Source organism: Thermoleophilum album, from assembly GCF_900108055.1.
Lineage (GTDB): Bacteria > Actinomycetota > Thermoleophilia > Solirubrobacterales > Thermoleophilaceae > Thermoleophilum > Thermoleophilum album.
Genome location: NZ_FNWJ01000002.1, coordinates 201,212 through 220,660 on the forward strand (window position 1 = coordinate 201,212; position 19,449 = coordinate 220,660).

17 protein-coding genes are annotated in these 19,449 nt (G+C 69.2%); 15 read left to right on the forward strand and 2 right to left on the reverse strand.

Translation table 11 applies throughout. The features are described from left to right. Together BLW41_RS07050 and holA are read left to right on the forward strand one after the other, a co-directional pair. Positions 1–2,370, forward strand: a complete 2,370-nt coding sequence (locus BLW41_RS07050) for a ComEC/Rec2 family competence protein (RefSeq protein WP_093117688.1) — start codon at positions 1–3, stop codon at positions 2,368–2,370. 27 nt (positions 2,371–2,397) lie between these two features. Then, positions 2,398–3,366 carry a DNA polymerase III subunit delta gene (gene holA / locus BLW41_RS07055; RefSeq protein ID WP_093117690.1) on the forward strand — a complete coding sequence of 323 codons (969 nt, stop codon included), beginning with the start codon at positions 2,398–2,400 and terminating at the stop codon, positions 3,364–3,366. A 27-nt stretch (positions 3,367–3,393) separates the two neighbouring features. On the opposite strand, the gene rpsT is transcribed toward holA, so the two are convergent. Continuing rightward, on the reverse strand, positions 3,394–3,663 hold the full coding sequence (gene rpsT, locus BLW41_RS07060) for a 30S ribosomal protein S20 (protein WP_093117692.1): 270 nt from the start codon (positions 3,661–3,663) through the stop codon (positions 3,394–3,396). Between the two features lie 309 nt (positions 3,664–3,972). Between rpsT and murJ the strand changes: the two genes are divergently transcribed. From murJ to BLW41_RS07100, 8 genes are all read left to right on the forward strand, one after another. Then, positions 3,973–5,514 carry a murein biosynthesis integral membrane protein MurJ gene (murJ, locus tag BLW41_RS07065; RefSeq protein ID WP_177169403.1) on the forward strand — a complete coding sequence of 514 codons (1,542 nt, stop codon included), beginning with the start codon at positions 3,973–3,975 and terminating at the stop codon, positions 5,512–5,514. Between the two features lie 51 nt (positions 5,515–5,565). Then, a complete protein-coding gene (gene lepA, locus BLW41_RS07070) occupies positions 5,566–7,383 on the forward strand; it encodes a translation elongation factor 4 (protein ID WP_093117696.1) in 1,818 nt (605 codons plus the stop codon). A 45-nt stretch (positions 7,384–7,428) separates the two neighbouring features. Continuing rightward, entirely contained in the window at positions 7,429–8,505 is a 1,077-nt protein-coding gene (locus BLW41_RS07075; RefSeq protein WP_093117698.1) for a sigma-70 family RNA polymerase sigma factor, read from the forward strand. A gap of 102 nt (positions 8,506–8,607) precedes the next feature. Further along, the gene (locus tag BLW41_RS07080; RefSeq protein WP_093117700.1) at positions 8,608–9,051 is read left to right on the forward strand and encodes an FAS1-like dehydratase domain-containing protein; all 444 of its coding nucleotides are present in this window, start codon (positions 8,608–8,610) and stop codon (positions 9,049–9,051) included. Continuing rightward, positions 9,051–9,449, forward strand: coding sequence for a MaoC/PaaZ C-terminal domain-containing protein (locus BLW41_RS07085; RefSeq protein WP_093117702.1), 399 nt, complete (start codon positions 9,051–9,053; stop codon positions 9,447–9,449). The genes BLW41_RS07080 and BLW41_RS07085 overlap by 1 nt, the downstream gene beginning before the upstream one ends. Before the next feature lie 85 nt (positions 9,450–9,534). Continuing rightward, complete coding sequence (hrcA, locus tag BLW41_RS07090) at positions 9,535–10,647, forward strand: heat-inducible transcriptional repressor HrcA (RefSeq protein WP_245689065.1); 1,113 nt, start codon at positions 9,535–9,537, stop codon at positions 10,645–10,647. Further along, the gene (dnaJ, locus tag BLW41_RS07095) at positions 10,644–11,792 is read left to right on the forward strand and encodes a molecular chaperone DnaJ (protein ID WP_177169404.1); all 1,149 of its coding nucleotides are present in this window, start codon (positions 10,644–10,646) and stop codon (positions 11,790–11,792) included. The genes hrcA and dnaJ overlap by 4 nt, the downstream gene beginning before the upstream one ends. A gap of 8 nt (positions 11,793–11,800) precedes the next feature. Then, the gene (locus BLW41_RS07100) at positions 11,801–12,634 is read left to right on the forward strand and encodes a 50S ribosomal protein L11 methyltransferase (RefSeq protein WP_218138317.1); all 834 of its coding nucleotides are present in this window, start codon (positions 11,801–11,803) and stop codon (positions 12,632–12,634) included. Here the strand turns inward: BLW41_RS07100 and BLW41_RS07105 are convergent. Beyond that, complete coding sequence (locus BLW41_RS07105) at positions 12,616–14,427, reverse strand: potassium/proton antiporter (protein WP_218138318.1); 1,812 nt, start codon at positions 14,425–14,427, stop codon at positions 12,616–12,618. The two genes, BLW41_RS07100 and BLW41_RS07105, sit on opposite strands and share 19 nt — an antisense overlap. Positions 14,428–14,466: 39 nt before the next feature. Here BLW41_RS07105 and BLW41_RS07110 point away from each other — a divergent pair, with 39 nt between their 5' ends. Genes BLW41_RS07110 through trpE form a run of 5 tightly spaced genes read left to right on the forward strand, consistent with a single transcriptional unit; the run spans position 14,467 to position 19,441 of the window. Then, positions 14,467–14,907, forward strand: a complete 441-nt coding sequence (locus BLW41_RS07110; RefSeq protein WP_093117710.1) for a GatB/YqeY domain-containing protein — start codon at positions 14,467–14,469, stop codon at positions 14,905–14,907. Between the two features lie 16 nt (positions 14,908–14,923). Then, positions 14,924–15,919 carry a PhoH family protein gene (locus BLW41_RS07115; RefSeq protein WP_218138319.1) on the forward strand — a complete coding sequence of 332 codons (996 nt, stop codon included), beginning with the start codon at positions 14,924–14,926 and terminating at the stop codon, positions 15,917–15,919. After that, the gene (era, locus tag BLW41_RS07120) at positions 15,916–17,292 is read left to right on the forward strand and encodes a GTPase Era (protein WP_093117714.1); all 1,377 of its coding nucleotides are present in this window, start codon (positions 15,916–15,918) and stop codon (positions 17,290–17,292) included. The genes BLW41_RS07115 and era overlap by 4 nt, the downstream gene beginning before the upstream one ends. 18 nt (positions 17,293–17,310) lie before the next feature. Then, positions 17,311–17,958, forward strand: a complete 648-nt coding sequence (gene hisIE, locus BLW41_RS07125; protein WP_093117716.1) for a bifunctional phosphoribosyl-AMP cyclohydrolase/phosphoribosyl-ATP diphosphatase HisIE — start codon at positions 17,311–17,313, stop codon at positions 17,956–17,958. Next, positions 17,942–19,441: an anthranilate synthase component I gene (gene trpE / locus BLW41_RS07130; RefSeq protein WP_093117718.1), complete on the forward strand. Its 1,500-nt coding sequence runs from the start codon at positions 17,942–17,944 to the stop codon at positions 19,439–19,441. Before hisIE ends, trpE begins: the two co-directional genes overlap by 17 nt. Positions 19,442–19,449 lie beyond the last annotated feature (8 nt).

The window sequence follows — 19,449 nt, forward strand, 5'->3', positions numbered from 1 at the left end:
GTGCTGGGTCCCAGCCAGGTTTTCGTCGCTGCGCTTGCGGTCGGCCTTGCCGTGCCGGCGCTCGGCGTGGCGCGGCCGTCGCTGGTCGCAGCGGCTGCCCTCGTCGTTGCCGCCGCCGCGTTGGCCGGTCGCCCACAATCGGCGACGCTCCTGACGGTTGGCGGCGTGGCCCTGGCGCTCGGCGCGCTGGCCGGAGATTTCAGGCTCCGCGCACTGGCCGCTCCCGCTGCCGAGCTTCGGGGTCAGGCCGAGACGCGAGGGATCGACACGTGGAGCGGCGTACTCGAACTTCAGGAGCGACCCCGCCGAGTTCGCTACGGGTGGCGGGCACGTGCCCGCCTGTCGTCGCCGCCGGGCGCCGGGGCGACGGTCATGGTGCGTGGAGACGGGCACCCGCCGCGCGCTCTCGATCTCGGTTCTCGGGCCTGTGTGCGGGGGCGCTTGCAGCAGGAGGATCGCCTGCCGGCCGGGCGGGGGCGTGCCGACGGGGCAGGGCCGGCGCGTTCGCCGCCCCGCCTCGCCGGCCTGCTGCGCCTCTCCCAGATCCGCTACTGCGGACACCGTCAGGGCGTCGCCGGCGCGATCGATGCGGCGCGGCGTCGTTCGTTGGCCGCCCTGCGGGGCGCCCTCGGCAGCGCCGACGGGGAGCTTGCGGCCGGCCTCGTGCTCGGTCTCGACGAGTGGATCGCGCCAAGCACGCGCGAAGACTTCCGGGCGAGCGGCCTTGGGCACCTGCTGGCCGTCTCGGGCCAGAACGTCGCTCTGTTGCTTGCGCTGGCGGGGCCGTTCGTTCGCGTCGCCGTGCGCTCCCTACGCCTGCGGTGGGCTCTCCTCGCCCTGCTGATAGTGCTGTACGTCCCGCTAGCCGGTGCCGGGGCGCCCCTCCAACGCGCGGCGGTGATGGGTCTCGCGGGCCTCGCGGCTAGTGCAGCCGCCCGCCCGCAGCAGCGCTGGCACGCGCTGGCGCTGGCGGCGGTGGCGACACTGCTGCTCGACCCGCGCCAGGTCCACGACGCGAGTTGGCAGCTTTCGTTCGCGGCCGTCGCCGGTCTCGCGGGCTTCGCCCGACCGCTCGAGCGAGCGCTCGCGCCGCCTCTGCGCGGGCGTCCCGAAGGGCCGCTGAGGCCACTGCTCGATGCCGCACAGCGCAGCTTCGCGGCCGCCGTGGCGATGACCGTGGCGGCGTCGCTCGCCACTGCGCCGATCACGCTCGCGACGTTCGGAGCGCTACCAGCCGGCACGCTCGCCGCGAACCTCGTGGCGCTCCCGGCGGTGGCGCCTGCGATGTGGTTCGGGATGGTGCTGGCGGCCAGCGGTCAGCTGTCCGTGGTGCCGGGGTGCGGGAGCTTCCTAGTCGGACTCGCGGGGAAGCTCATCGGCCCGTGTTTGCAGCTCGCGCTGCGACATCTCGAGTGGTCGGCGGAGACCTTCGCCGTGCTCCCACAGATCGATCGCACGAGTGGCCTGAAGCTGCTCGCCCCAGCGTTGCTTGCAGGCGCACTGGTACTGCTCGCCCCGCTGCCGGGGGCGCGACCGGCGCGGCGCGTCCTCGCCGCAGCGATCGCCGCCTACGCGCTGTGGGTGGTGGTCGAGCTGCGCGGCCCCGGCCCTCCCAGCGCGCCGACGATCACCTTCCTAGACGTTGGTCAGGGTGACGCAGTGCTCGTGCAGGATGGACGCGGTGCAAGCGTGCTGTTCGACAGCGGACCGCCCGAGGCCCGCGTCGTTCGGTTGTTGCGACGGGCCGGCGTGTCGCGACTCGATGTGGTGGTCGCGACGCACCCCTCCCGCGACCACCACGGCGGTTTGCGCGCGGTCGTCGAACAGTTGCGGCCGCGACTGTTCGTCGACGGCGGCGACGGCACCCGCGACCCGGTGTTCCGCGCTGCCCGTTCGCTCGCCGTGGCGCACGGTGCCCGGCTGATCCCGGGTCTCGCGCCGCTGCGTCTTTCCGTGGGCCGGATCTCGGTGCAGGTGCTCTCGCCGCGCCCGCGGCCGCCCGGTCCGCCCCCCGCGGATCCCAACCCCCGGGCAATCGTGGCGCTCGTGGAGGTCGCCGGCGTGCGCTTCCTGACCTCCGGCGACGCCGAAAGTGGCGCGCTGAGTCCCTTGCGACTGCCCGCCGTCGAAATCATCAAGGTGCCCCACCACGGAAGCGCTGACCCCGGCCTCCCGGCAGTCTTGCGACGCCTGCGGCCGGCGATCGCCGTGATCGAAGTAGGCGCCGGTAACCCCTTCGGTCACCCCAGCCCATCGACGCTCGCCGCGCTCGCGCGTCACGGCGCGCGGGTCTGGCGGACCGACCGTGACGGCACCGTCACGATCTCGCTGCGTCGCCGGCGCCTGATTGTCGAGACGGCCGGTGGTTAGCCCTCGCTTCCCGGTTAGCCTGCGGCCGTGGCCGCGCTCAAGCCCGTGTACCTCGTTTACGGCGACGACCACGCACGAATCGAGTCGTGGCGCGCGCGCCTCCGAGCTCGAGCGGCTCGCGAGCACGCGGAGCTGCACGCCTTCGCAGGCGGCGAGACCGCACCCTCGGTGGTCGTAACCGAAATCGAATCGCCAGGGCTCTTTAGCGAGCGCCGCTACGTCGTCGTCGACCACTGTGAGCGGTGGTCGGCATCGGATCTCGAGCGGCTGGCACAGGCGGTTCGCCATCCCGCCCCAGCGACCGTGGTGCTTTTGATCGCCCGCGCCAACAAGGTGTCCAAAGCTCTCGAGCGAGCTGTCGGCGAGGCGGGAGGAGAGGTCCGCCGCCACGAGGCGCCCAAGCCCTGGCAGCTGGGCGCATGGGTGCGCGCGCGGGCCGCCGAGCTTGGCCAGCGGATCGAGCGCGAGGCCGCCGACGAGCTGGTCGCGCAGGTCGGGGCCAACCAGATGCGGCTCGAGCGCGAGCTCGAGAAGCTCGCGCTCGCCGCCGACGGCGAGCCGATCGACAGCGCGCTGGTGCGCGCTGTGGCGGCCGCCGACAGCGGCGAAAGCGTGTGGGAGTTTGCGGACGCACTGCTAGCCGGTGAAGCGGGCCGTGCCCTCGAACTGGCCGAGCTGCTCGCCGTGCACGGCGAGTCGGCTCACCGGCTCGTGCAGACCGCGAGCCACCGTGCCCGTGAGCTCGCCGCGGTGCGACGCATGCTCGACGGGCGGGTAGCCGAGGGGGAGATCGGCAAGCGGCTGCGGATCGGCGGTTGGCGTCTCAAGCGTCTTCTGCAAGCCGCGCGCCGTTGCGACCGGGAGCGCCTGGACCGCGCCTTGGTGCGCCTCTCGCAGCTCGAGCTGGAACTACGCGGCGGGCGACGACCGCGCGCCACCGATGAACAGGGCGCACTGGCACGCGCGATCCTCGACGTCGCGGGCGCTGACGCCTAGCTCCTGCCGGGCCGCGCGTGCTGATGCTTAGCTGCTGCCGAGCCGCGCGCGCAACCGCGCCGCTCGTGACTTGCGGCGTGCCCCGGCGTTTCGGTGAAGGGCACCCGTCTTGATCGCCTTGTCGATCTTCGCCAGCAGCGTTCGGTACTCCTGCTCGGCGCGCTCGCTGTCACCGGCGGTCACCGCCTCCTCTAAACGCCGGAACCAGGTCCGCACCTGCGAGATGCGGAAACGGTTCTCGAGCCGCTCTCGCTCGGAGCGCTTGATGCGTTTTTTCTGTGACGGGATGTTGGCCATCGCAGGATTACCGCCGGCACCGCGCGGAACCGTTGGGCACCAAAGCTCGCGCGAGCGAGTTGGGCCGACGGGCGGCCGCGTAGTGTAGCGCGGGTTCGTCGGACGCCCACGCTGGTGCGCTGCGCAGGTCCCTGGTGCTGGTGGCCGGCAAGGGCGGGAGACTGTGCTGAGAAGGTGAGCGGAACGAAAGCGAGCGACGGCGCTCCGGCCGCGGCCGGAGCGCCCTCAGAGTCACGATCGCCGGGTGCGCACGCGCGGGGTGGCGGGGTCTCTGCCACAGAGCAGCGCTCCCAACACGCGCGGCGGCTCGTGCGCAGCACCCTCTTTTTCTCGGCGGCGACCGGGCTGTCGCGTGTTCTGGGGCTTCTGCGCGAGGTGACGGCGGCCAGCCTGTATGGCGTCAGCGGAGCGATGTCGGCGTTCACGATCGCCTTCCAGGTCCCCAACCTGGTGCGCGCCCTGTTCGCCGACTCGGCGCTCCAGGGAGCGTTCGTACCGGTCTTCACGGAGTTGCTCGAACGGGGCGAACGCCAGCGGGCGTTCCGGGTCGCCTCGACGCTGTTCGTCTTGATCATCGTCGTGCTGGGGACGGTGACGCTTCTGTTCATCGCCTTCGCGCGCCCCCTAATGGCGCTATTTACGCCCGGCTTCGCTGACGACCCGGCGCTTGCCGACCTGACCGTCGGTCTCGCGCGTCTGATGTTCCCGATCGTGCTCTTGCTCGCGCTCACCGGTCTGGTCGTGGGGATCCTCAACGCCTTCGATCACTTCGCGGTGCCGGCGCTTGCCCCGGTGGCCTGGAACGCCGTGATCATCGCTGCGCTCCTCGGCCTGACGCCGCTCCTAAGCCACGACCAACGGATTTACGCCTACGCGATCGGAGTTCTGGCGGGGACGGTCGTGCAGTTCTTGCTGCCCTTGCCGTGGTTGCGCGGGCGCGGCGCGCGCCTCGGCATCGCGTTCGACGTCCGCGATCCTTACGTCTGGCGGGTCCTCAAGTTGATGCTGCCGGTGACCGTCGCACTTGGCTTGATCAACCTCTCATTGCTGATCAACTCGCTGTTCGGGACGCTCGTCTCCGAGCAGGTTCCGGCAGCGATCGACAAGGCCTTCCGCATCTACCAGCTGCCGCAAGGCTTGTTCTCGATCTCGATCGCGACAATCCTCTTTCCGACGCTCGCGCGGTTGGCCGCGCGCGGCCAGCGCGCGGAGCTCCGCAGCTGGCTCGGCGAGGGCGTGCGGCAGGTCTTGCTTTTGCTGATCCCAAGCGCCGTGCTGATGGCCGTGCTGGCGGAGCCGATCACGCGCGTCGTCTATCAACGCGGTTCCTTCGGGGCGGATGCGACCGATCTCGTCTCGACGGCGCTGGTGTGGTGGTCGCTGTCGCTGCCGGCGCAGGGCGTCAGCCTGCTCTTCTCGCGCACCTTCTTCAGTTTGCAGCGCCCCTGGCTGACGACCGGGCTGTCGCTCGCCAATCTCGCGGTCAACGCCATCGTTGCTGCGCTGCTCTACCGTCCCCTCGGGATCGCCGGGATCGTGCTCGGCACGGTCGCCGGCACGATCGCGATGTGTGTCTGGCAAGGCGCCGTGCTGCGGCGCGAGCTCGGCGGTATCGAGGGCGCCAAGACCCTCAGCGCGGCGCTGCGGATGCTCGTCGCCGGGGGCCTCTTGGCCGCTGTCTCGTGGCTCGTGTGGCGGCAGCTCGACGCTGCGCTGGGGCGGTCACTGTGGGGACAAGTGGTGGCGGTCGGCAGCGGCTGCGGGGCGGGCGCTGTGGCCTACCTCGCGACCTGTCGATTGCTCGGTGTGAGCGAGCTCGCGCGGGTCGCGCGGGCGCTGCGTGCTCGCTGAGCGGGCTTCGGTGGCGGCAAAGCCCGCCACTGCGGGCATACTCACGGCGCCTTGGCGCAAGCAGCCGACAACATCCGCAACTTCTCGATCATCGCGCACATCGACCACGGCAAGTCGACGCTGGCCGATCGCATCCTCGAGCGTTGCGGTGCGATCGACCCGCGCAATGCGCGACCCCAGTTGCTCGACTCGATGGAGCTCGAGCGCGAGCGTGGCATCACCATCAAGGCGCAGGCCGTGCGCTGCGACTACCGCGCCCGAGACGGGCGCACCTATCACCTGCACCTGATCGACACGCCCGGCCACGTCGATTTCAGCTACGAGGTTTCGCGCTCTCTAGCGGCTTGTGAGGGAGCGCTGCTGGTGGTCGACGCCGCCCAAGGCATCGAGGCCCAGACGATCGCGAACACCTATCTCGCGATTGACGCCGGGCTTGAGCTGATCCCGGTTGTCAACAAGATCGACCTGCCGGGAGCGGAGCCCGACCGAGTCGCTCAGGAACTAGCCGACCTACTGGGTGACGACCCCGACCAGGTGCTGCGGGTCTCGGCGAAGACCGGCGAGGGAGTGGACGAGCTCTTGGAAGCTCTGGTCGCGCGCATCCCACCGCCAGCCGGCGACCGCGGGGCACCGGCGCGAGCGCTCGTCTTCGATTCGCAGTACGACCAGTACCGCGGGGTCGTCGCGTACGTGCGCATGGTCGAGGGCGAGCTATCCCGCGGCGAACAGATCCTCGCGATGCAAACCGGTACCGAGGCCGAGATCACCGAGATTGGCTTCATGCGTCCCCACACCGAGCCCGCCGAGCGCCTCGTGGCCGGCGAGGTCGGTTACGTGATCACCGGGATCAAGGACGTACAGCGGATGCGCGTCGGCGACACGCTTACCAGTCGCGCGCGGCCGGCAGGCGAACCCTTGCCTGGTTACCGCGAGGTCAAGCCGATGGTCTTCTGCGGCCTCTTCCCGGTTGAGTCGGATCGCTTCGAGGACCTTCGCGACGCCCTCGACAAGCTCGCGCTCAACGATGCCGCCTTGCAGTACGAACCGGAGACCAGCGAGGCCCTCGGCTTCGGCTTCCGCTGCGGCTTTCTCGGGCTCTTGCACATGGACATCGTGCGCGAGCGGCTAGAGCGGGAGTACGACCTCGAGCTTCTGGCGACCACGCCAAACGTGGCCTACGAAGTCGAGCTCACTGACGGCACCGTAATGACCGTGCGCTCGCCCGCCGAGATGCCCGACCGCGCGCGCATCGCCGAGATCCGCGAACCCTACGTGCGCGCCACGATCGTCTGCCCGCGCGACCACGTGGGGGCGGTGATGGAGCTCTGTCAGGAGCGTCGCGGCGTCCACGTCGACATGCACTTCCTCTCGCCCGAGCGCGTGCAGCTCCGCTACGACCTGCCGCTGGCGGAGATCGTGCTCGACTTCTTCGACCAGTTGAAGTCGCGCACCCGTGGCTACGCCTCGCTCGACTACGAGCTGCTGGAGCCGCGCCCCGGCGACCTGGTCAAGCTTGACGTGCTGCTCTCCGGTGATCGCGTCGATGCGCTCTCGATGATCGTGCACCGCGACAAGGCCTATCCCTCCGGGCGCCTGATCTGCGAGCGGTTGCGCGAGCGCATCCCCCGTCAGCAGTTCGAGGTCGCGATCCAGGCTGCGATCGGCTCGAAGATCATCGCTCGTGAGACTGTCAAGCCCCTGCGCAAGGACGTAACCGCGAAGTGCTACGGCGGCGACGTCACGCGCAAGCGCAAGCTCCTCGAACGCCAAAAGCGCGGAAAGAAGCGGATGAAGCAGGTCGGGCGGGTTGAGTTGCCACAGGAGGCGTTCTTGGCGGTTCTCGAGCTCTCGGGCGACGGCCGCGGCTAAACAGATTTAGGTGGCGCTTAGGGGGCGCGCGTACCTTCGCTTCCCGTGAGCGCTCCCAGACTTCACGTAAGCGACGAAGAACGGGTTTTCCCGGGCCTGCGCCGCGCCGAGGTGGGCGGTGCGGGCGGCGATCTCGACCATCTAGAAGACGTCGCCGCGCTCGCCGGCGAGGATCCTTTCGGGGAGTTTGAAGGTGGCGGCGATCCCTACGAGACTGCCGAGGTCCACGCCTCCGAGGCCGCCAATGACGCCGCCACCGGCGCTGCCGGTCCGGTGGTGCCCCTGCCTAGCGAGGGGTCGATCGATTCGCTCCAGCAGTTCCTCGACGAGATCGCCAAGACCCCGCTGCTCACGGCTGAGCAGGAGGTCGCTTTGGCGAAGCGCATCGAGCGCGGCGATCTAGCGGCCAAGGACCACATGATCCGGGCCAACATCCGTCTCGTCGTCTCGATCGCCAAGCGCCATCGAAACCAGGGACTTCCGTTCCTGGATTTGATCCAAGAGGGCTGCATCGGGCTGGTTCGCGCGGTCGAGAAGTTCGACTGGCGGCGTGGCTACAAGTTCTCGACCTACGCGACCTGGTGGATCCGTCAGGCGATCGCCCGCGCGATCGCTGACAAGGGGCGCACGATTCGGATCCCGATCCACGTCGATAACGTCCTCAAGCGTCTCGACGGCGCACGGCGCAAGCTGGAGGCCAGCGGCGAGCGCGAGCCGACGATCGAAGAGCTCGCCGCCGAGGCCGGCATCGAGGTCGCCGAAGCGGAGCTTTTGCTCCGCGCCTCGCAGCCCTTAGTTTCGCTTGACAAACCGGTCGGCGACGATGGCGACTCGGCCGAGTTCGGCGAGCTGATTGCCGACGAGCATGCGATATCGCCGCTGGAGGCTGCAGCGACGGAGTTCACTCGCGAACGCGTAGCTCGACTGCTCGAAAACCTGAGTTACCGCGAGCGCCGAGTGATCGAACTGCGCTTCGGCATCGGCGGGCAAGAGCCGCGCACGGTCGAGCAGGTCGCACGCACCCTGCGCATGCCGCGCGAGCGGGTCCGGCGGCTCGAGGAGCAGACGTTGCGCAAGCTGAGTTCCCTGGCCGAGGCCCAGGCGCTGCGTGACGCCGCATAAGCTGCGCGCCACGCTCGGCGCCCGGCGGGCGGCGAATCGGTCGTCGAGCGGCTCCCTCCAATACACTGCCCCGCCGCACACGGAAGGAGAGTCGGAGGGAAGATGCCGGTCGACACCAAGGCCGTAGGCAAGACGTATCCGCCCTACGAGTACGAGGTCGGTAAAGAGAAGATCCGCGAGTACGCGCAGGCGGTTGGCGAGACCAACCCGATCTACTTCGACCGTCAGCAGGCGCAGGCTGCGGGTTTCCGCGACGTGGTGGCGCCGCCGATGTTCTGCGTCGTGTTCAGCGCCGGTTCCGTCGGGCCGGCGATTCTCGATCCCGAGGTCGGGATCAACTTCGCGATGATGGTGCACGGGGCGCAGGAGTTCGTGTGGGGCGAGCCGGTCTGCTCCGGCGACACGATCACGACCACCACGACCTGCAAAGAGATTTACGAGCGCGGCGGCATGGGCTTCTACGTGTTCGAGACGCGCTCGGTCAACCAGGAGGGGAAAGAGGTCGTGCGCGGACTGTGGACGAACATCGTGCGGGGGGTTTCGTGATGGCGCTTGAGGCCGGCCAGAAGATCCCGGAACTGCGGGTTACCCCGGATCGTTATCTGCCGCACCGCTACGCCGGCGCGTCGGGAGACTTCAACCCGATCCACATCGATCCCGAGTTCGCCCGCAACGTTGGGCTGCCCGGCAACATCCTGCACGGTCTATGGACGATGGCGCAGGTGGCTCGCGCCGTCGAGCAGGTCGCCGGCGACGATCCGCGGCGCCTGAAGCGCCTGTCGGTGCAGTTCCGCGGGATGGGTTTGCCGGAGAAGGAGATCGTGGTGAGCGGCACCGTCCGCGAGGTCGCGGGTGGGCGCGCGACGATCGATCTCGTTGCCGAGCAGGACGGCAAGCAGATCATCCGCAACGCGGTAGCCGAGGTCGAGCTGCCGGAGGGGTAGCCCGGGGGCGCGGGCGGCTCAGCCGCCCGCGCAAACGCCGGGCCGGCGCGAACGATCACCCCCTCGTGCTTGCACAATTGGGGTGATGGTGGCGGTTGGTCGGGCACGGATGGATAGCGGGCAGCGCTCGCTGCGGGCTAGCTCGCCTGCCGCGAACGCCCCTGCCAGCCCGCGCATTAGCGACCGGCAGCGACTGATCCTGCGTAAGGTCGTCGAGCGCCACTTGGTTTCTGGGGAGCCGGTTGGCTCGAAATGGATCGCCGGTGAGCCCGACGTCCCTTGGGGACCGTCGACGGTCCGCGCCGAGCTCCACCGTCTCGAGCAACTCGGGCTCTTGCAGCATCCTCACACCTCGGCCGGTCGCGTGCCGACCGACCGGGGCTATCGCGTCTACGTCGACGATCTGCTGGCGAGCGGTGGACTGCCGGTATCGCCCGTGGCCGAGATCACCCTGCCGGCCGTGCGTCGCGAGCTCGACCAGGCGATCCGCCAAGCCACCACCCAGCTCTCGCAGATCACCAATCTGCTCGCACTGGTCACGGCCCCCCCGATCGAGACGACCACGGTGCGGCGGGTCGAAGTGCTCCAGCTGCAGCCCCAGCTGGTGATGGTCGTGGTGATTACCTCGACCGGCGGGGTGACCAAGCGCGTCTTCACCTATCCGGCGCCGGTCGATCCGGGTCTCGTGGAGTGGGCCGAGAGCTACCTCAATGAGACCCTGCACGGCCTCGAGGTGGGGGCGCGGATGTTGCGGAAGCGGTTGGACGATCCCGAGCTCGACGAGCGGGAGCGCGAGTTCCTGCGCTCCCTCGCGCCGGTCTTCACTGAACTCGAGGAGAGCGCGCAGAGCACGTTGTTCATGGAGGGCGCACACCGCCTGCTTGCTGAGCACCGCTTCTTCGAGCTCTCGCAGATCGCCGATCTGCTCGGCATTCTCGAGCGCCGCGTTCTGCTGCTGGGGTTGCTGCGGCGCTGGCTCGACGAACCGAGCGTCTACTTGCGGATCGGTAGTGAGAACCCGGCGCCCGAGATGCGCTCGATGTCGCTGGTGGCAGCCAACTACGGAACGCCCTTGCGCAACCTCGGTACCGTCTCCGTGCTCGGTCCCGTGCGCATGGATTACGCCCGCGCGATCGCTGCCGTGCGGGCGACCGCACGGGAGCTATCGCGCTTCGTCGGCGAGGTCTACGAGCGGTGAGTCGTCCTGATCCCTACGAGTTGCTTGGTGTCTCTCGCGATGCCGACGAGCGCGAGATCAAGAAGGCGTTCCGGCGGCGAGCACGAGAGCTCCACCCTGACATCAACAAGCACGATCCGCAGGCGGAAGAGAAGTTCAAGCAACTGACCGAGGCCTACGAGGTGCTGTCGGACCCTGAGCGGCGAGCGATCTACGATCGCTACGGCTGGGCGGGTCTCGAGCGCCAGGGCTTCCAGCCGACGGCGCAAAGCTACCGGTCGTTCAGCGACATCTTCGAGGCGTTCTTCGGGGGGGATCCCTTCGCATCGTTCTTCGGTGGCGGCCGCACCGGCAGCGCCGGCGAGGACATCGAGGTCGAGGTCGAAATCGACCTCGAGCTGGCGGCGCGGGGGGGAACGGTCGACGTCGAGTACGACGCCGTCGAGCTGTGCGAGCACTGCGCTGGCGGCGGTGCAGCCCCGGGCTCGGCAATGGTTCCTTGCGGACGCTGCGGCGGCAGCGGTCAGCTGCGGTCGGTGGCTGCCACGCCGTTCGGGCGGGTGGTGCGCAGTGAGACCTGCGCGGCTTGTGGCGGCGAGGGGCTGCGGCCCGCGCGCCGCTGTCCCGCCTGTGAGGGCAGTGGTCGCAGGCTTGCCCGACGCAAGCTGGAGGTGGCGATCCCGCCGGGCATCGCCGACGGTCAGCGGATCCGCCTGTCTGGCCGCGGCCACGCCGGCAGCGGCGGTGGGCCGAACGGCGATCTCTTCCTGCATGTGCGCGTACGCGAAGACGCACGTTTCTTGCGCGACGGCGACGACCTGATCACCGCCGTGCGGATCCCGATGGCCGACGCCGCGCTCGGCACGAAGGTGACGGTGCCCACGGTCGAGGGCGAGGAGACGATCGAGCTGCCGCCTGGCACCCAGCCGGGCACCGTGGTGACGTTGAGCGGTCGCGGGATGCCTCGCCTCGGCCGCCGCGGGCGCGGCGATCTGCGGGTCGTCGTGGACGTCGAGGTGCCGGCCGTCGTCGATGACCGCGCTCGGCAACTACTCGAGCAACTCCGGACCGAGCTCGCAGGACGTCCGAACGGTGATGGGCGTTCGGGCGCCGAGCGCGAACACCACCTAGGCATCGTCGAGCGCTTGCGGCGCGTCTTCCGTTGACCGAGATCGTGAGACTCGCGATCGCGGGCCCGGCGCGCGAGCGCGAGCGGCTGTTAGCGGCGCTTATCGAACTAGCGCCCGCGGGCTTTGAGGAGACGGAGATTGAGGGCTCCGAGCGCGTCGAGTTCGCCCTCTACGGGGCGCCCGGCGAATTGCCGGAGCTGGCGCCTGGGCGGGCGACGCTGGGGGACGTGGAGGTCGAGGTGCGCTGCGAGCTCGTCCCCAGCGACTGGGCAGACCGTTGGCGTCGCTTCCACCGCGCGGTCCGCGTGGCGGGCATCCACGTGCGACCGCCCTGGGAGCCGCGCGACCGGTCGGCACGCGTGGATGTCGAGATCGACCCAGGACGCGCCTTCGGCACCGGTGCACACGCGACTACGCGCCTCTGTCTGCTGCTCCTAAGCACCTGGCTGCAGGGAGGCGAAGGGCGGGAGCGGCTGACCGTCTGCGACGTTGGGTGCGGTTCGGGTGTCCTCGCGCTGGTCGCTCGTGCTCTCGGCGTCGAGCGAGTGCTGGCGCTCGACCAGGACCCCCAAGCAGTCGAAGCGACCCGTGCCAACGCTCAGCGCAACCGCCTCGAGCTCGCAGCGATCGAGCAGCGTGACGCGCTGCGCGACGAACTTCCTGGGGCCGACCTCTACCTGGCGAACCTCACTGGGCCCGTGCTCCAGCGTCTTGCACCCCGCCTGCCCCGTCAGTCCTGGGTCGCGGCGGGCGGCTTCCTGCGCAGTGAAGAGGCGGTGGTAGCGGACAGCTTCGCCCCGCGCATCGCCGCGGCGCGGATGACCGAGGGCGAGTGGTGCGCGCTGCTCTTCGCGCCGCCTCAGAGCACCGCGCTCTGAGTCGCCACACCCGCGACCTCTTGCCACCAGGAGCGCGTCTGCTCGTCCGGAGCGTTCCGGATGCGGTCACGCGCGTAGCGCAAGAGCTGACGTGGGCCGCCGATTGCGACACGGCCCTCGCCGGTAGCGGCGAGACGGCCGTCCGCGAGCTGCACCAGCGCTCCCGGAGCGCCGTGGCGGGTTCGGAGCACTCGCACGACTTCCAAGCCGTCGATCATCTGTGGCTCGCCGGGATCTCCCCACTCGGGCCGCCACGGCTTGACCGAGAAGATCGCTGCGCGCCCGAGTAGCGGTCCGCGGCGTCGCTGCGCGTCGTCGCCCAGCGGGCCACGTCGCCAGCGCTCGAACAGGTCCTCGACCAATTGGCGGTGGTCGCGACGCACGAGGATGTGCAGGCGATCGCCGGCAGCGATCTCGGTCGAGCCGCGCGGCAGCAAAGCTTGGTCGCCGCGGACGATCACGCTGACGAGCGCGTCGCGGGGGAGACCGAGCTCCCGCACCAGCCGCCCAACCGCCGCGTCGCCGGCGCGCACAGGGAACTCCAGCACCTCGGCGCCAAGCCGGCGGATCGTTCCGACCTCCACGAGCGGTCGCGGCAGCGCCGGCTCCTTGCTGGTCAAGCCGAGCGCGCGTGCCAACGGCTCGAACGTAATTCCCTGGACGAGGGTCGATACCAGGACGGTGAAGAAGACGATGTCGAAGAAGCGCTCGGCCCCGGCCACCCCTTCGAGCACCGGAAAGGTGGCGAAGACCACCGGCAGGGCGCCCCGCAACCCGGCCCAGCCAAGCAGCAAGGTCTCCCGCGCCGAGTAACGCGCCGGCAGCGTGCAGACCAAAGCCGCCAGCGGGCGAGCAACGAGCACTAGCACGGCGGTGACGATCAGTCCGTCCACCGCGACATCGCCCAGGCGACTCGGAAACACGAGCAGTCCGAGCAGCAGGAAGAGAGCTATCTGACAGACCCACGCTACGCCCGCGTGGAACGCCTCGATCGTGCGGCGGCCCGGGATCGCCGCACTGCCAAGCGTCAGTCCCGCGAGGTACACCGCAAGGAAACCCGAGCCGTGCGAGACGTCGGCGGCCCCGAACGCGATCCCACAGGTCGCCACGGACGCGACCGGGTAGAGACCGAGCGACGGCAGCCGCAGCGGCTCGAGCGCACGCACCGCCAATAACCCGGTCACAAGGCCCACGGCGCCGCCGATTGTCAGCTGGCGCACCAGCAGCACGACCATGTCGTCGAGGCCGTAGCCCGGCCGGCGGATCCACTCGATAAAGCCGATCACCAGCAGAATCGCGAGGGGATCGTTGAAGCCAGCTTCTGCTTCGAGCGTCCGTGCCAGCCGACGGCGCAAACTCGAGCCCCGCAAAACCGAGAAGACGGCGGCGGTGTCGGTAGTCGACATCACCGCGCCCAGGAGAAGCCCCTCGAGCAGCCCGATTCGCAGCAATAAGTGAGCGGCGAGGCCGGTTATCGCTGCCGTCAGGAAGGTCCCCACGGTGGCCAGCGCGAGACCCGTTGGCAGCACCGGTCGTATCTCCCGCCAGCCGGCCGCCAGCCCACCCTCGAAGAGGATCAGCGCGAGTGCGATCACTCCCAGCGTCCGTGCCAGCTCGATGTCTGAGCGGCTTGCGCCGAACTCGATCAGGCCGAGGCCGTCGGAACCGATGAGCATGCCCAGAGCGAGGAACAGCACAAGCCCCGGCACGCGCAGGCGGCCGGCGAGCATCGTGGCGCCGACGCCGAGCGCGAGCAGGGCGCCGGCGGCAAGCATGGCTGGGCCCGCAGACACGGTCGGCCGAGTCTACGGTCGCGCCTACACTTGCCGGGAGTGGCGATACTCGAACGGATCCAAGAAGACGTGAAGGCGGCGCTCAAAGCCGGCGACCGCGTCCGCGCGACATCGCTGAGGATGCTCGTCAACTCGCTTCAGGGAGCGCTCAAGGAGGCGCGGGGAGCGGATGTCGACGAGATAGCTGTGCTACGGCGGGAGCGCAAGCGGCGGCTCGAGGCGGCCGAGGCGTTCGAACGCGCGGGACAGCTGGAGCGTGCGCAAGCGGAGCGGGCGGAGGCACAGTTGATCGATGCCTACCTGCCGGCGCCGCTGGCGGCGGAGGAGTTAGAGGGACTGATCGAGGAGGCGGTTCGCAACGTCGGCGCGAGCGGTCCCAGTGACGTCGGCAAGGTGATGGCGGCGGTGATGCCGAAAGTGCGCGGACGTGCCGACGGTGCCGAGGTCAGTCGCCTGGTAAGGGAGCGTCTCGCTGCGTAACCGACCCCGGACGCAGGTGGCTCGCACACGGCTTGAGCTCCCGAACGAGGTGGCGCTCGAGCTCGCTGGGGTTGGCGACTCCGTGATCAAAACGCTCGAGCAGTACTTGGATTGCCAGGTCCACTTGCGTGGCAACGTGTTGACGCTGTCGGGCAGCGAGCGCGAGGTGGCAGCCGGCGAGAGCGTCGTGCGCGAGATCGAGGAGCTCGTTCGTCGCGGACACGAAATCGCGCCGGGCACGGTGGAGGCGATCGCGCGCGCGCTCGAGCAGCACGAAGACCCCCAGCGGGTGCTCGAGGACGTGATCTGGCAGCACCGCGGGACCCGCATCGCCCCGAAGACGCTCAACCAGAAGCGTTACGTGGACGCGATCCGCCGGGCGACGATCACGATCGGGATCGGCCCGGCCGGAACCGGCAAGTCATTCCTGGCGGTCGCCATGGCGGTGGCGGCGCTCTCGCGCCGCGAGGTGAGCCGGATCGTCCTCACGCGCCCGGCAGTTGAGGCAGGCGAGCGGCTCGGGTTCCTGCCAGGCGACGTGATGGCGAAGGTTGACCCCTACCTGCGCCCGCTGTTCGACGCGCTCTACGACATGATCGACCCGGAGCGCGTCAGCGAGCTTCTGGAGCGCGGCGTGATCGAGGTCGCTCCGCTCGCCTACATGCGTGGGCGGACCCTCAACGACGCCTTCGTCATCCTCGACGAGGCGCAAAACACGACGCCGGAGCAGATGAAGATGTTTCTCACGCGACTCGGCTTCGGCTCACGGATGGTGGTCACTGGCGACGTTACGCAGGTCGACCTGCCGCGTGACCAACCATCGGGCCTGGTCGTGGTGGGCGAGATCCTGGAGGGGATCGAGGGCATCGAGTTCGTGCGCTTCGGTGACGAGGATGTCGTCCGCCACAAGCTCGTGCAGCGCATCGTGGCGGCCTACAACCGGTACGCAGAGCGCAAAGCCAAGTCCCGAGAGGCGCCGGTAGAGCTGCGCACGGCGGGCGATGGCGCGTGACTAGCGCAGCCAGCAGTCCGAGCAGCGCGGACCGCGACTGCGGCACCGACGCCGGCCTCGAGGTCGAGGTCTTGGGAGCGTCGGAAGAGCTCGCGCGCCGTTTGCGCCGTGCCGCCCTGGCGGCGCTCGAGGCGGCGGGCGTAAGCGACGGACACCTGGCAGTGGAGCTCGTCGACCGCGCACGGATGCGCGAACTAAACGCGCGCTTTCGTGGTCGCGACGCCGCCACCGACGTTCTTTCGTTCCCGATCGACGGGGTCGAAGCGGCTACTGGACCACGCGAGCTCGGCGACGTGATCGTCTGTCCTCCCGAGTGCAGCGATCTCGAGGAAGCGGTAGTCCACGGCGTGCTTCACCTCTGCGGCTACGACCACGAGCGCGACCAAGGCCAGATGCTCGCGCTCCAGGCTGACGTGCTGACACGTCTGCGGGGATCCGCGAGCGGCTCTGCAGCGCCACGAACGGTGGCCCTTGCGGTCGGCTCAGGCACCAAAACCCGAGCGGGCTTCGTGGCACTTGCGGGGCGTCCGAACGTCGGCAAGTCGACCCTCGTCAATCGTTTCGCTGGTACGAAAGTGGCGATCGTTTCCGACAAGCCCCAGACGACGCGCCGCGAGCTGCGCGGCGTGGTAACCGGCGACGATTGGCAACTCGTGCTCTGTGACCTTCCCGGTTTCCAGCGGCCCCGCGATGAGCTCACGGCGCGCATGCAAGCGCGCGTCGAACGGGCGCTCGCGGACTCCGACGTAGTGCTTTACATCGTCAGTGCGACGGAACCGATCGGGCCCGGCGATCGCTTCATCGCGGAAGCCGTGCGTAGAGCCGAGAAGCCAACGGTCGCAGCCGTCAACAAGATCGACGCCGTCGACCGCGAACGCACGGCGTTGGCCTTGCTGGAGGTCGAGAAGCTCGATCTGCCGGGCGAGATCTTCCCGATCAGTGCAAAGACCGGAGAAGGGGTCGAGGAGCTGCGCGAACACTTGGTCTCACTGCTGCCTGAGGGGCCTTTCCTCTATCCGCCGGAGTCGCGCTCGGACGTGCCGCCGGAGCTGGCGTTTGCGGAGTTGATCCGCGAGCAGGTGCTGCGGCACACCCGGGAGGAGGTGCCACACGCGGTCGAGGTGGAGGTCTCAGAGATCGAGCGGCGTCCCGACGGGTCGCTGGTCGTGCACGCCGATCTCTGGTGCGAGACGGAGAGTCAGAAGGCGATTTTGATCGGCGCGGGCGGCCGCATGGTGAAGGCGATCGGCAGCGCGGCGCGCGCCGAGATGGCGATCCTTGCTGGCGTGCCCGTGCATCTCGATCTGCGCGTGCGAGTTCGGCGGGGCTGGCGCAAGGACGAGGGCTTGCTCGACCGGATCGGCATTCGCTGACTGCGACAATCGCGCACGATGGCCGGTAGTGAGGAAACGGTCGAGCGAGCGCAGCCGAGCGCGGATCTGGTGTCGAGCGTCGTCTTCGACGAGCGCGGTCTGGTGCCGTGCGTAGTCCAGGATTGGGCGAGTGGAGAGGTACTGATGCTCGCCTACATGAACCGCGAGGCTCTTGCGCGGACGCTCACCACCGGGGTCGTTCACTTCTGGTCGCGTTCGCGCGAGCGCTTGTGGAAGAAGGGCGAGACGTCGGGCAACGTCCTCCAGTTGCGGGCACTTCGACTGGACTGCGACGGAGACGCTCTGCTCGCTCTCGTTGAGCCAGCCGGGCCGGTCTGCCACACCGGCGAGCGTTCCTGCTTCCACCGCGGCGACCGCAGCTGCGCGCCGCACGAAGCGCTGCCGAATCTCGCCCGCGTGATCGCCGAGCGCGGTGCGCGGCCCACGCCGGGTTCCTACACCGCCCAGCTGCTTGCCGACCAGCGACGCGCGCGCGCGAAGGTTCTCGAAGAGTCGCAGGAGGTCGGGCGCGCGGTCGCCGACGAAAGCGACGAACGCGTGGCGGAGGAGGCGGCTGACGTCCTCTACCACCTTGCCGTTCTGATGGCCACGCGCGGCGTTCCCCTGCGGGCAGCGCTCGAGGTGCTGAATGCGCGTCGCCGCTGAGCCGCTCGATCTCTGGCCGACGCGACGGGAGTTCCGCAAGCTCGCCGCGGAGCACGCGATCGTCCCCGTGGCTCACCGCTTCGTCAGCGATCTCGAGACCCCTGTCTCCGCCTACCTGAAACTGCGGGGTGAGGGACCATCGTTCCTACTTGAGTCCGCTGAGCAGGGGCGTCTCGGCCGCTGGTCGTTCATCGGCTTCAGGCCGCGATCGGTGGCGCGCCTGGAGGGCGGCAAGCTGATCGTCGACGGCGACGAGGAACCGTTCGATGATCCCTTCCAGGTGGCGCAGCGCTTGCTCGGCTCGCGGGCGGTAGCGACGGTCCCAGACCTACCGCCGTTTATCGGTGGCGTTGTTGGGATGTTCGGCTACGACCTTGCCCGGCTGGTCGAACCGGTGATCGGCCAGGGACCCCCCGACGACCTCAGCCTGCCCGATCTTGCCCTGATGGTCTGTGATCTGATGGTCGCTTTCGACCATCTGCGCCACGAATCGACGGTGGTCGCGAGCGTGTGGGTGGAGGACGATCCAGACGCCGGCTACGACGCTGCGGAGGCGGCTATCGCCGAGGTGCGGGAGGCGCTTCGGGGGCTCGTGCCGGAACCGCACGGACGAGCGTCGAGCGGGCGCACGCTAGCGCCACCGCGGTTCGTCTCGAACGTCGGTCGTGAGGGCTTCATTCGGGCCGTTGAGCGCTGCCAGGAGTACATACGTGCCGGCGACGCGTACCAGATCGTTCCGAGCCAGCGCTGGAGTGCTGACTGCCCGGTCGCGCCGTTCTCCGTTTACCGCGGCTTGCGGTGCATCAACCCGAGTCCCTACATGTACTTCCTGGACTTCGGTGACTTTCAGCTTGCGGGAGCGTCGCCGGAGCCACTCGTGACGGTTCACGGGCGACGCGTCTCCCAGCGACCGATCGCGGGTACCCGCCCCCGGGCTGGCACCGCAGAGGGCGATCTCGCCGCTGCGCGTGAGCTCTTGGCCGACGAGAAGGAGCGGGCCGAACACGTGATGCTTGTCGACTTGGCCCGCAACGACCTCGGGCGCGTCAGCAAGTACGGAACCGTACGCGTCGAGGAGTTGATGGTCGTGGAGTCCTTTTCGCACGTGATGCACATCGTCTCGACCGTTTCGGGAGAGCTCCGCGACGGTCTCACCGCGGTTGACGCTTTGCGCGCTGTACTGCCCGCCGGCACCCTGTCGGGCGCACCGAAGATCCGGGCGATGCAGATCATCGACGAGCTCGAGCCGGCGCGGCGCGGACCGTATGGCGGTGCCGTCGGCTATCTCTCGTACAACGGCGACCTCGACACCTGCATCTGCATCCGGACGGCGGTGATCAAGGATGGCCGCATCCACGTCCAGGCGGGTGCTGGCATCGTTGCCGATTCGGTGCCCGAGCGGGAGGTGGCGGAGACCGAAGCAAAGGCGCGTGCGGTAATTGCGGCGGTGGAACTAGCCGCTCGTCAGCCGGAACTGCCGTGAAACCGCCC

Excerpts from the sequence above, each read along its gene's own strand:
- rpsT (WP_093117692.1), bottom strand. The coding sequence starts at position 3,663 with ATGGCCAACATCCCGTCACAGAAAAAACGCATCAAGCGCTCCGAGCGA.
- BLW41_RS07080 (WP_093117700.1), top strand. The coding sequence starts at position 8,608 with ATGCCGGTCGACACCAAGGCCGTAGGCAAGACGTATCCGCCCTACGAG.
- BLW41_RS07085 (WP_093117702.1), top strand. The coding sequence starts at position 9,051 with ATGGCGCTTGAGGCCGGCCAGAAGATCCCGGAACTGCGGGTTACCCCG.
- hrcA (WP_245689065.1), top strand. The coding sequence starts at position 9,535 with ATGGTGGCGGTTGGTCGGGCACGGATGGATAGCGGGCAGCGCTCGCTG.
- hisIE (WP_093117716.1), top strand. The coding sequence starts at position 17,311 with ATGGCCGGTAGTGAGGAAACGGTCGAGCGAGCGCAGCCGAGCGCGGAT.
- trpE (WP_093117718.1), top strand. The coding sequence starts at position 17,942 with ATGCGCGTCGCCGCTGAGCCGCTCGATCTCTGGCCGACGCGACGGGAG.